8 protein-coding genes are annotated in these 12,308 nt (G+C 64.8%); 1 reads left to right on the forward strand and 7 read right to left on the reverse strand.

Features of this window, described 5'->3' with window-relative positions; translation table 11 throughout:
* Window positions 1-64 precede the first annotated feature (64 nt).
* Both C84B14_RS12925 and C84B14_RS12930 read right to left on the reverse strand, forming a co-directional pair.
* Complete coding sequence (locus C84B14_RS12925; RefSeq protein ID WP_353224668.1) at window positions 65-811, reverse strand: PP2C family serine/threonine-protein phosphatase; 747 nt, start codon at window positions 809-811, stop codon at window positions 65-67.
* A gap of 11 nt (window positions 812-822) precedes the next feature.
* Entirely contained in the window at window positions 823-1,506 is a 684-nt protein-coding gene (locus C84B14_RS12930; RefSeq protein WP_353224670.1) for a vWA domain-containing protein, read from the reverse strand.
* Window positions 1,507-1,688: 182 nt separating this feature from the next.
* On the opposite strand from C84B14_RS12930, the gene C84B14_RS12935 reads away from it, so the two are divergent.
* Window positions 1,689-3,719 (forward strand): hypothetical protein, encoded by a 2,031-nt coding sequence (locus C84B14_RS12935; RefSeq protein WP_353224672.1) that lies wholly within the window; start codon window positions 1,689-1,691, stop codon window positions 3,717-3,719.
* A 30-nt stretch (window positions 3,720-3,749) separates the two neighbouring features.
* On the opposite strand, the gene C84B14_RS12940 is transcribed toward C84B14_RS12935, so the two are convergent.
* From C84B14_RS12940 to C84B14_RS12960, 5 genes are all read right to left on the reverse strand, one after another.
* Window positions 3,750-6,065, reverse strand: coding sequence for a hypothetical protein (locus C84B14_RS12940; protein WP_353224674.1), 2,316 nt, complete (start codon window positions 6,063-6,065; stop codon window positions 3,750-3,752).
* Between the two features lie 219 nt (window positions 6,066-6,284).
* Window positions 6,285-7,181 (reverse strand): EamA family transporter, encoded by an 897-nt coding sequence (locus C84B14_RS12945; RefSeq protein WP_353224676.1) that lies wholly within the window; start codon window positions 7,179-7,181, stop codon window positions 6,285-6,287.
* 120 nt (window positions 7,182-7,301) lie between these two features.
* Window positions 7,302-9,110 (reverse strand): methyl-accepting chemotaxis protein, encoded by a 1,809-nt coding sequence (locus C84B14_RS12950; RefSeq protein ID WP_353224678.1) that lies wholly within the window; start codon window positions 9,108-9,110, stop codon window positions 7,302-7,304.
* A 660-nt stretch (window positions 9,111-9,770) separates the two neighbouring features.
* Window positions 9,771-11,318, reverse strand: coding sequence for an HDOD domain-containing protein (locus C84B14_RS12955; protein WP_353224680.1), 1,548 nt, complete (start codon window positions 11,316-11,318; stop codon window positions 9,771-9,773).
* A gap of 55 nt (window positions 11,319-11,373) precedes the next feature.
* A complete protein-coding gene (locus C84B14_RS12960; RefSeq protein ID WP_353224682.1) occupies window positions 11,374-12,264 on the reverse strand; it encodes a ketopantoate reductase family protein in 891 nt (296 codons plus the stop codon).
* Window positions 12,265-12,308 lie beyond the last annotated feature (44 nt).

The following is a 12,308-nucleotide window of genomic DNA, read 5'->3' on the forward strand; positions in this document are numbered from 1 at the left end:
CAGGCAGGGCGCCATCATAGCGATGTGGCGCGCGCGGATCAGCGTAGTGGCCGGACCGGGGTGCTCAGGCGCGCGGGGCGAGTGCGATGAGCAGGGTCTTGTCGTCGCCGGTGATGTGGTGCGTGCGCTCGTCGGCGAGCGTGGCCTGCAGCGCTTCGTTGCCGGGGGCCTCGTCGCTGCTGCGCAGAAATCGGGCGACCGGCTCGAAAAAGGGCGCATAGACCTGGTGTGCGCCCTTGTCCATGACGAAGCCCATGGCGCCGTCGGACATCAGCAGCACGCTCTGGCAGCCTTCTTCGACCGGGGTCAGACGTAGATGCGTGGTCCAGTCGTGGCCGGTGAGAAAGAAGGTTTCGTTCGCGTATTCGCCGTTTTTGGGCGCGGATATCGTGTCTGCGTCGGCGAGGCGGGCCGCAGCCAGTCCGTCGCCGATATGGAACAGCCAGCCACCCTGGGCGCCCATCCAGGCGCCGACCACGGTACAGGCATAGTCCTTGAGTTCGTGCGACTCGGCCAAGGCGCGCCGCGCGAGGCGGTTGCGGGCACCGGCCAACGCCCAGGCGACGCGATCGGTGGCGAGCTCCAGAGTGAGTGTTTCCGGCGGCGTGGTCGCATCGGCGAGTGCCTCGGCCACCTGGGTGCACACCAGGCGCGCGCCGGCATCGCTATAGGCCGCCGAACCGGCGCCGTCGCAGACCACGCCCACGAAACCGTTGCCGGTATGGCGATAGGCATGGGCATCCTGACAGGGCAGATCGCCCGCGATATGCGATGTGCCGATCGCCGAAGCGCCGAACAACTGCCAGCTCACCGCAAAACGTCCTAGACCTGAACCGACGACCAGCTATCGGTCGGCGGCAGCTGGACCCGGTCGCCGGCCTGGGACTGGGATACGGTTTGCAGGCTGGTGCTCAGCCACAGGAACAGCTTTTTAAAATGCAGCCCGGCCAACTGTTTGACCCCGGCCATGCCGCGGCTGGAAAACGCGCCCAGCGTTTCGGTATTGGAGCCGTTGCCCACGGCGATCGGAAACACCGCGACCTTCTGGTCCGTCTCGGCCTGGCAGCAGGCGGCCGCGCTCTGTTCCCAGGCATCGGTCGGCAGGCCGTCGCTCATCACGAACAGCCAGGGGCGCGTGTAGGCGATGCCGGATTCCTTGTAGCGGGCCTTCTCGTCCTCGATTTCGGCCAGCGCGATTTCGACGCCCTGGCCGGTCGGCGTTGTGCCATTGGCTTCGAGTCTGGGCGCGCTGAAATCCATGGCGTCGCACCAGTCGCCGACGATGCTGGCCTCGTCGTAGTCGCCCAGGGTGACGATGAGAATACGTACCCGCTTGGCGGCGATCACATCGTTCTTGAGTTCCTGTTCGAGCAGCTGCAGCCCTTCATTGAGCTGTTCGATCGGTGCGCCGGCCATGCTGCCGGAGCGATCCAGCACCAGCACCAGCGGAGTGCGTTGTTCGGTGTTGTCGATCAGGGCCACGTCCGGGATCGCGTTATCGCTCATCGCATGCTTCCTGTTGTTTTGGCATAAGTTTAGCGCCAATCTTCGGACAATGCCCAGCGCCGCATGCGGCCACGGGTATCGCTATACTCGCGCGTTTGTCGGCGCGCCAGGCGTGGGCGAATCGAGCAGGCAGCAGGGTCGTTTCATGGCAGCAGGGCAACACGCCGTACAGGGCAAGAGTGATGGCGCGCGCTGATCGCGTGGGCCAGCGGGTGCGCGTGGGTGAGCGCGCCATGGCGCTGGGCGGGGCAATCAAGAGCGGCGGGGCCGGCACCATCTATCGCCTGCCGGATGCGCCCGACCAGGTGGCCAAGATCTATCACCCGCAGATCGAGCGGGGCGACTATGCCCACAAGATCGAGGCCATGCTGGAACTCGCGCCGCGTCTGCCGGCGCGCGAATTCGGCGGGCAGACGATCACCCAGATCGCCTGGCCGCAGGACAAGATATTCGATCGCGGCGGTCGCTTCATCGGCTTTGCCATGCCGTTGCTGGACATGGGCTCGACCGAAGAGCTGGAGCTCATGCTGCAGGCACGCCAGGCGCGCGCCGCCGGTTTGAATCCCAGCCTCGGCGTGAAGATGACGCTGGCCGCGAATCTGGCCAGCGTGATTTCTTCACTGCATCGCCAGAAGCATTATCTGGTGGATCTCAAGCCGGTCAACCTGCGCTTCTATCGCGATTCGCTGTATATCGCCCTGCTCGACTGCGACGGCTTTTCCGTACAGGGGCGCAGCCGGCGTTTTCCCGCCGAGCAATTCACTCCCGACTATCTCGCACCGGAATTTCAGGGGCGTGGCGTCAAGCCGGGCAAGGGTCGCGAACAGGATCTGTTCGCGCTGGCGGTGATCGTATTCCGGCTGTTGAATTTCGGTATTCACCCGTTTACCGGCAAGCCGAGAGACGATCGTGTGCCGACCGATATCCCGGCGCGTATTCGTGGGTGGCTCTATGCCTATGGCCGCCAGCCGCATCCGCAACTCGCGCCGAGCCCCGTCAGCGCACACGAGGCGATGCCGCGCGAGCTGCGTGATCTGTTCGATCGTGCCTTTGCATCGACCGATCGTCCGAGCGCGGCTGCCTGGGCGGACGCGCTGTCGGTCTATGCCCGGCGCGACTCGGGGCGGATCGTGGTCTGTTCGAAGAATCATGGGCACCAGCATTTTGCCGGCCAGCCCTGCGGCGAGTGTGCCCGCGAACGGGTGCTGGCCGCCTCACGTCGGCATGCCGGTGCCCGTCGCAAAGAACGCGAACGCCGGCAGCAGAAAGTGCGCCAGCGGGTACGCCAACGCACGACAGCACAGGCGCGAGCGGCAGGGAATACGGCCCGGGCGACCGGCCGGCGTCGCCCCGCCAGGCCTGCTTCGCGGAGCGGCCAGGCAGCGTCTGCGGCCGCTGCCGGCGACAACATCCGGCTGTTCGTGGTGAGCGTTGTGGTGGTCACGCTGGTGCTCATGGCGGCGGTATCGATACGCGGCTGCAGCACCTCCGACCCGTCCAGCCGGCGGACCAAGGCGAACGCGACGGCGCCAGTGCAGCAGGAGGTGCCGAGCGAGCCGCCCACAACGCTGCGCCAGGCGCGTGCTTCGGTGCCTGATGAAAGCGAGCTCGAAGCCGATATCGACGCGACCGTCGCGGCCGTGAACAGCGACGACCCCGAGCGTTTTCGAGCGCGCCTGGAAACGCTGGCACGACGTACCCTGCAGCATCCACGGCCACGGCGATCCAGCGTGCGTGAATACAGGGATTTGATGATCGGCGCGGCGCGCCTGCCGCAGGCGGATCGGCGACCCGGTGAAACCATGGATCGGCTGAAAACGCGTATCGAGGGCTTGAAGTCCATCGTCGACGACGACCCCTATGCCGCGATGGCCGCAGCGGAAGCGGGCAAATGGCTGCTTTTGCTGGGCGAGCGTGAATCCGCACAGCATTACTACCGGCAGGCGGTCTGGGCCGATCCCACGGTTGCCGACGCCTGGTACGGGCTGGGCGTGACCTGCATCAACGACGACCCGGATCGTACGGTGGCGTTGATGACCATGGCCTATGCCACGGCCGAGGAAGTCGACGGCCTGCAGATGCGAATGCTCGCGGCGGTCTATCGGCTGGTGGGCATGCGCTACACCGCCGACGATGCGCCCTCGCTCGACGCACTGGACGAGCGCGCGCGGGCGCTGGTCGAAAAGCTGGAAGCCGCGCTGTTCAAGCCCTGAACGGCCCGGCGGGCAAGCGCGGCGGTGCGTTCAGCGCGTGTCCGTGGCGTGCTCGGCGGCCGGTAGCGTCCAGCGCTTGTCGACGGTGATGTCGCCGGGTTTCACGACTTCGACGCTGGCAGGTTGCCCGGCGATTCGCAGATAGCGCCCGTCGACGAGAAACGGCGCGAGCCGGTCGTTGGCCGGCTGGTAATCCCAGAAGTGGTCGAACTGGGCCGGCAGTACGCTCAGGGCCTGGCCGTTGGCGTCCAGAAAACGATAACGGCCGAGCAGCACGCCGACCGGCATGGCCGGATCCGGCTGTTGGCCGGTCAAGCGTTCCAGGTCGATCAGCCAGGGTCGGTCGCCCAGGTCGTAATTGGCGGTCTGCCACTGGCGGGCACGGCAACGCAGCCCCAGTTCGACCGCGCCCTCGGTATTGGCCGGGCCGCCGTCTTTCGCGATCAGCCGCCAGAGCAGGGTGTCCAGCATCTGGCGGTCGGCGCCATCCCCGAACGTCGGGTATTCCTGGCGTATCACCTGCCAGCGTGCGGCCACCGGTTTGCCGTTCGGCGTCGTGGCCGAGAGGGTGCACAGCGCGCTCTGTTCGGGCGAGAGCGCGAAGATCGGCGCGCCGCTGTCCATGGCCAGCGGCTTGAGTTTGTCATCGGCCATGGCACGCACTTGCTGCTCGCCGCGGAGTTCGCTGAAAAGCCTCGACGGCACGAAATTCAGCGGGATATGCACGCCCGGGCCGATATCCAGCGCGTTGTAGCGCGCCTTGTAGGGAAGGAATCGCACCGCCTTGCTAAAGGCCGGCTCCTCTGCCAGCACCCGGACTGCGACCGTTACGGCACGAGCCTTGGGGTCGATGTGCAGTGGCAGCAAACGGGCGCGGCCGTTGCCGAGGATCGTGGCGAACAGATCGCGTTCGCCGGGCCGGACCCAGTCGGGCCATAGGCCGTTGTTGCGTTCGGCGGCAAACATGGGGGGTTCGCGTTCGAGCATCAGCGCGCTGAGGTAGTCGCGACGTCCGGAAAGTGTCAGCAGGTAATTGTGCTCGCCTTGCGGGATGAGCGACGCGGTCACGCCGCTTTCGCCCTCGACGCGGTTTGGGTCGCTATCGTCGGCTTGCAGGTCCAGGGTCAGCGTGTCGGTGGTGTCGATCGGATAATAGTCGGCCTTTGCGCTGATCGCCGCGATACGCTCCAAACGTTCGGCGACATGCTCGATACCCAGCGGCAAGCGCCGATTGCTCGTGTGCAGGTTGCCGGTAAGCGTATCGGGGGCCGTTTTCGTATAGTCGCCGGCGAGCTCGAGATCGATGGCGCGATCATTGGCGTCGAGCGGTGTCACGTCACGGTATGCCAGCCGCCCGAAGCGCGGGCGCTGGTCTTCCCACAGGGCATGGTCGAAATCCAGCTCGACACCCCAGGCTGTGTCTGCCCTCAAACCGCCAACCGCGGTAGGGAAAACCTCGCCTTCGGTCAGCGGCTCGGGTGCGTGTGGGTCGTCCTCGTCGAGGGCGACGGCCGTGGTCGGGCTCGTATTGAACGTGGTGTAGACCTGGCCTTCCGACCGCGAATCGTAGCGCGGCGCTTCGTAGTGATGACGCAGCGACTGTGCATGCCAGTCTGCCGGCACCAGCGTGACGAGCTGGCGTACCGGCTCTTGTCGGCCGCCCATGGACACGCTGCTTTCGTAGACGGCGGCCATGCGCTCGATCCAGCCGCTGTGGCGATCGAGCACGAGGTGCCCGGCCAGATGATCGCCCTCGACCGAGGGCGCGAGCGATACGAAGACACGATCCGGCGTGACCGCCATCACCGTGAGTATGGCCGGCGGCAGTCCGGCAATGCTATCCAGAGTTTGCGTGTTGCCGGGCGTGGCATCCAATCCCGAAAACACAGCCGGCGCCACGAATTGACGCGGCATCAGCCGGGCAAAATCTTTATCCCGTTCGCGCAACGCGGCCATGGTGTCGGGTTTGAGTGCTTGCGGCCAGCGCTGGTCGTGCGCGTCTTCGGGCACCTTGAAGCCCGCAGCAAGCACCGCACGCAGCCAAGGCGAGCGTTCGCCTTTCCAGGAGCTGCAGTAGTTGCGCACGCTTCGCTGCCCGCTGACACAAAGATTCAGCGGTGTGATCGTCATGCCAGAGGCGTCGTCGCCGGCTCGATAACGCACGAGTCCTTCGCTTTCCAACACCCAGTCTTTGTCCGTGGTGGCATCGCGCATCTGGTACTCGGCTCGCGAGAAAATACGGTACGTGCGCGCATCGCCCTTCTCGGGCGCAAACGAGACCTGCGTTTGCGAGGTGCAGCCGGCCAGGATGCCGATCGACAAGGCAAGAACAATCCCAATACTCAATCGACGCATACGCCAGGTACTCGGCATGAAACAACGAACAGGGGGCAGAGCGGCCTTTGGCCGGACGCTGCGGGCGGGCAAAGAATAGCGTTCGGTGCGCAGAGCGCAAGGCTTTGTTTATTTAGCACAAATTTATTTTGGGCAATCCGTGCGGCCACGCCTGCTATGTATGGAAATCGCGATGCGCCGATTGAAGCGGGAGAAGGGCCTGCGAGAACCTCAGTCCGGATAGGGCGCTTCGACGGCATCGGGATCGTCTGCGGCGAGGGTGGTGCCTACCGAGGCAACGATGATCGCGCCGATCGCCAGCCATTGCAGCAGTGCGAGTCCCTGGCCCAGAAACAGCAGGCCGGATAGCGCGCCAAAGGCCGGTTCCAGACTCATCAGCGTGCCGAATGTCTGGGTGGGCAGGCGGGGCAGGGCCACCATCTCCAGGGTATAGGGCAGCGCGGTGGACAGAATGGCCACGCCGAGTGCCACCAGCAAAAGCTGCGAATCAATGGCTTCGACGGCGACATCCACCAGCCCGATGGGTGCGATCACGATCGCGGCAATGGTGATGCCCCAGACCGCGCTCTGTATGCCGTTGACGGCGCCGGCCTTCTGTCCGAACAGAATATAGGCGGCCCAGCAGCCGCCGGCGCCCAGGGCACAGGCCACGCCGTAAAGATCGATCGTGCTGGCGTCGCTGTCGTGATCCAGGCTTAGCAAAACGGCAAGGCCTGCGATCGCGATGCCGACCCAGAGCAGGTCGAGTCGGCTTTTGGACGACCAGAGGGCGACGCCGAGCGGGCCGGTGAACTCGAGGGCGACCGCGATGCCGAGCGGGATATGGTCGATGGCCTGATAAAGCAGGAAATTCATCGTGCCCAGGGCGATGCCGTAGGTGGCCAGATTGCCCCAGTCGCGGCGCGCCACGCGCCAGCGCCAGGGCCGGAACACGAGCCATAGCAAGGCGGCCGCAATCAGCAGTCGCAGCGATGTTGTGGTGGCAGGCCCGACGGCTGGAAACAAAACGGTGGCCAGCGATGCGCCGCCCTGGATACAGGCCATGGCGATCAGCAGCAGGCCGATCGGCAAAAGACGCGACAGGGCAAAGGAACGGCTGAGTAACATCGACAACCCGTGCTGGAATGCGCGGCGCAGTGTGCCGCGCCACGTATCGGTTGTCAGTTCAGCCGGCCGCCCACGGCGCGCTCAGACGAGCGCGCCGCGGGCGAATGGCGCGCACAGGCCCTACGCCAGCGCAGCCTCGTTCGGCTGCGCGCCGGCGTGGCGTGGGCGGCGCTCGGCAGCCGCGGCGGGTCGCCGGGCCGTGGCGGTGGGCTGGGTTTCAGCTGCGCGTTGCGCGACCATCGGGCTGTGGTCGATACGGAAGATATCGACGCTGCGCCCGAGCTCGCTCGCCTGGCTGCTCACCGATTGTGCCGACGCCGCGGATTGCTCGACGAGGGCAGCGTTTTGCTGGGTCATATGATCCATGCGCGAAACCGCGACGCCGATTTCCTGGATGCCGGTGCGCTGTTCTTCGGCCGACAACGACACCTGCTGCATCATGGTGCTGACTTCGCGAATCGAATCGACGATGCCCTGCATGGTGTCGCGGGTACGCTCGACCTGGGTACTGCCGGTCTGTACGCGGGTGTTCGAGGCTTCGATCAGGCTCTTGATCTCGCGTGCGGACTTGGCGGTACGGCTGGAGAGCGTGCGCACCTCGTCGGCGACCACGGCAAAACCACGGCCGTGCTCGCCGGCGCGTGCGGCTTCCACCGCGGCGTTGAGCGCCAGCAGGTTGGTCTGGAAGGCGATGTCGTCGATCATGCCCACGATGCCGTGGATCTGGGTCGAGGATTCGGCAATCTGGGTCATGGTGTCGACGACGTTGTCGATTTCCTGGCCGCCGCGTTCGGCTGTGTCCGCAGCCTGCTGTGCGAGGCCCGAGGCCGACTGCGCGCTTTGTGCACTCTGACTGACGTTGGCCGTAATCTCTTCCATGCTGCTGGCAGTCTGTTCCAGCGCGGCGGCCTGTTCTTCGGTGCGGTTGGACAGATCCGAATTGCCGGCCGCGATTTCGGCCGTGGCCGGGGCCACGATACCAATGCCGTTCTTCACGTCCTGCACGATCCGAATCAGGCTGCAGCGCATGACGTTGAGAGAGGCCATCAAGCGGCCGACCTCATCGTTGCGACGGGTCTCGATTTCGGCGGTGAGGTTGCCGGCCGCAATCTGGCGGCTGAGCGCGAGCGCTTCGTTGAGTGGCTTCATGATGCGTCGGCCCAGCAGAAGGCCCCACACCAGCAGCACGACACCGAACACCGTCGCGACCGAGGTCATGGTCAGCATCATGCGATCGAACATCGCTGCGGTATCTTCTTCCAGCCGCGTGATGCTTTCCGGTATGGCGGCGCCGGCAGCGGTCAGCGCGGCTTCGCTTTCCTGACCCAGCTGGACGGCGAGGGCATGCATCATGTGCAGCTCCTGCGAGGACAGCACGCCCATGGCGATGATGCCGGCCAGACTTACCAGCGTCATGAGCCCGAGCCGTGCACCGAACGACACGTTACGCAGGCGCGAAAGGCGCGCCTTGAGCGAATGTTCGTGAATGACGCCGTTGACGAGATGGGCACGGGGTTTCTGGTTGTTGCGCATCCGTGTGTAGACGCGTTCGGCCTGGTGTTTTTCTTCCTCGGTCGCGCCGCGCCGTACCGAGGCGTAGCCGACGGCGCGCCCCTGCTGGATGATGGGCATCACCGTTGCGTGCACCCAGTAGTAGTCGCCGTTCTTGCGTCGATTCTTGACGATACCCGTCCAGGTCTTGCCGGCCCGAATGGTGTCCCAGAAATTCGCAAACGCGCCCGGCGGCATGTCGGGGTGGCGAATAAGGTTGTGCGGTTCGCCGACCAGTTCGTTCCAGGTGAACCCGCTGGCTTCGATGAAGGCAGGGTTGGCAAATACAATATGGCTATCGAGGTCGGTCTGCGAGATCAGGTATTCCTGCTCGCCGATTGTGTATTCGTTCGATGTCACCGGCACGTTCTGGCGCATAAAGTCCCCTTCCAATTGTTTCTATGGGTGCAGGGCGTACCGAATGCACTGCATAAAGGGGTAATACGGCTGGTATTTTGCAGTTCTTTAGCCTGCGCAAGGCCAGCGATTTGCGCTTTGCGAAAGACCTCTGAAGTTTGGCGATTGTAATTATTTGAAAAACATATGGTTTGATTCGCCGCTGGGTGTTTTTGCAAACTAAAAAACGAATAGCGGCCGGTATTGCAGTCTGCTCATCGATCGACTCGCATTCTGCGAAGCCGCTGCAACGCGCGTGCCGACTGTGGCGCAGCCACACGGGCAGGACGGAACTGAGTGGCGTGCCGGGCTCGCGCAAGGGGTGCGAACATCACGCGGATAGCTCGCATCGCGAAAGCTGTTGTCGGATCAATGGCTGCCCGTGCAGAGCCTGGATCGGACATGGGCGGTCGCTGCCGCGCGAGCGACCGTGATTGCGCCACGATGCGGAAAGGGTAGGGGCCGGCCTGGCACGGGCCTTATGCGCGCGCCAGAGAGCGATTGCTATGTGGCATGCCTGAGATCGACCACGTCGAGCCATTCGCCCGACGCGGTACACGGTTTACGCACAGCGGCCGTCGTGTGTCGAAGGCGCAGACGCCGGCATGCGATGTACGTCATGCCGGCGCGGTACGATATCGACTAGGCGGGCCGTCCGCCGCTGTGGTCGTTGTTATCGCTGCTCTTGCGGGTCGTGGCATCGGCCAGTACCACGCGATTGCGGCCGCGCTGCTTGGCGGCGTAGAGCGCCTCGTCGGCGGCTTGCATCAGCTGTCGTGATGAATGGATGCCGTCGCCGGGAAAAGTCGCAATCCCGGCCGAGAGCGTCACGGTCAGCGATTCGCCGTTATCCAGCGGGTGCGCCAGTTCGGCGATACCGTCGCACAGGCGCACCAGGATCTTCTTCGCGCCGGGCTGATCCATGCCGGGCAACAGGAGTACGAACTCTTCGCCGCCATAGCGGGCGAACAGATCGTTTTCGCGCAGCTGCTTCTGAATGCTCTTGGCGATCGCGGCCAGAATCCGGTCGCCCACCGGGTGGCCATGGCGGTCGTTGACCGCCTTGAAATGGTCGAGATCGAGATAGGCCAGGCTCAGCGCATAGTTTTCGGTCTTGGCACGGGCGAAGTGACTGCCGAACGCCTCGTCAAAATGACGCCGATTGAAGATGCCGGTGAGGGCATCCTGGCGCGAGATATAGTCCAGGCGGTCGGCTTGCTGACGGAACGCCTGCTCGCGGTCCTGCACTTCCGTGGCCGAGCGCAACAACTGAAGATTGCGTGTGGCCAGCAGTTCGCGGGCCTGGTCGGTCAGGCCCAGTGCCTGGGGCGGCGACAGAACGGTCAGGTCGAACAGCGTTTCGACGTCCGGCAGGGCATCGGCCATGCGGCTGAGCACTTCGCTGAGCTGGTCGGGATTCATGTTCAGACAGGATCGCGCGCTGCGCACGGCAGCAGCGGTCGCGGCCTGGGTGTCTTCGGCCAGATAGATTTCGGCAATGCGTCCGGATACCGCCACGCAGCCGACAAAGGTTTCCAGGTCTTCGGGTATGTCCACCCGGGAAAGATCGTCGCTGGCGCGGGTGGCCAGGGGCAGATAGTCGGGCAGCCCCCACTCTTCCATCAGCCAGGCGCCGGCGTCACAGTGGTCTGTGCCCACAAGCTCGCGCTCGTAGGCGGGCAGGGTGTCGTGGTTGTGCACGATATGCTTGAGCTGACCATAGGTTTCGGGCATGGCCGCATCGAGCGCGAGCATGCCCAGATCCTGCAGCAAGCCGGCGAGGAAGAGTTCTTCGGGCGCGTAGATTTTCTGATATTCGCCGAGCAGGCGTGCAGCCAACGCAGACAGCAGCGCCCGCCGCCAGTAGCGGTCGAGATCGATACCGGCGGTCTTCGTGTTGCGCAGGGAGGTGCTCAACGAAAAGCTCAGTGCCACGCTTACCGTGGCGTTGAGCCCGAGCACGGTGACTGCCTGATGCAGATTGCGGGCCTGGCGGCCGCGCATGTACAGCGGCGAATTCGCCATGCGCAGCGTCTTGGTGGCAAGCGCCGGATCGTTGGATAGCAGGTTGGCCACTTCCGCGAGATCGATATCCGGATTGCGGCCAACCTTGATGATGCGCAGCGCCACGCTTGAAATGGTCGGCAGCGTGGGACACAGCCGCAGCTGGTTTTCGATCGTGATGTCCATAGGCGTTCAAACTCTCCCCCGGGGTACGCGCTATCGGCCGGGCCGGCGGGAAACTTTACTCGTCCTGCCGCGCTCTACGGATCCGTTCGACGAGGGCGGTGTTGACCGGCATTTCCATGCCCAGGCGTGCGCCCTTGGCCACCAGCCAGCCATTGATTGCATCGATTTCGGTCACCGCGCCGCGCTGCAGGTCAGCCCGCATCGACGATGTATTGGCCGCGGTGGCCCGAGCGACGTCTTCGACCGCGGCAAGCGAATCGCCCGGCCAGTCGGCGTCGAGTGCGCTCAAGAGCATATCGGCCTCGGCGACCACGCGCTGCATACAAGCACGCAGGTCGGCCCGGTCGACCAGAGCGCCGTTTGGCACGTCGTAAAGCGCGCTCAGCGGATTGATGGCAGCGTTGGCCACCAGCTTGCGCCACTGTGCGCTGCGGATATCGTCGGCCCACACCAGCCCCGGCCAGGCGTTCGCTACTGCCTCGAACCAGGCTGGCGGTCGCCCGCCGTCGCCCATCCAGCTGTGATTTTCGGCTACCACCTCATGCATGGTCGGCGTGCCCGTCACCGCGTTCGTGGTGACCGTTTCGATCAGGCGGTTGGTTGGCGCCAGCAGGCCGTCCAGGCTGCCCATGCCGTTCTGCAGTCGGAGCACGGTGGCATCGTCGGCGAGCGGGCAGCCGGCCAGCGCATTGGCCGTATAGGGTGTCTTGCAGGCCACGATCAGGTGTTCGATCGGTGCCGCCAGCGTGGCCGGCGTGTGCACGTCCAGCGTGATGTGCCGGCGCTGCCCGTCGCTGTGAAAATGCAGGGTCGTTTCGATCGGTTCACGGGCGCTCGTACGCAAAACGCTTACGCGGTGGCCGGCGCATTGCAGATAGTGGGCGGCAAGCGTGCCGATGTGGCCCGCGCCGGCAAGAAACCAGTGCGGGGCGGCGGGGCTGGACATGGCCGGATCCTCGACAGACTGAAGACGTCCATTATGGCGCCGCA

Origin of the sequence: Salinisphaera sp. C84B14 (genome assembly GCF_040361435.1) — a bacterium.
Taxonomy (GTDB): domain Bacteria; phylum Pseudomonadota; class Gammaproteobacteria; order Nevskiales; family Salinisphaeraceae; genus Salinisphaera.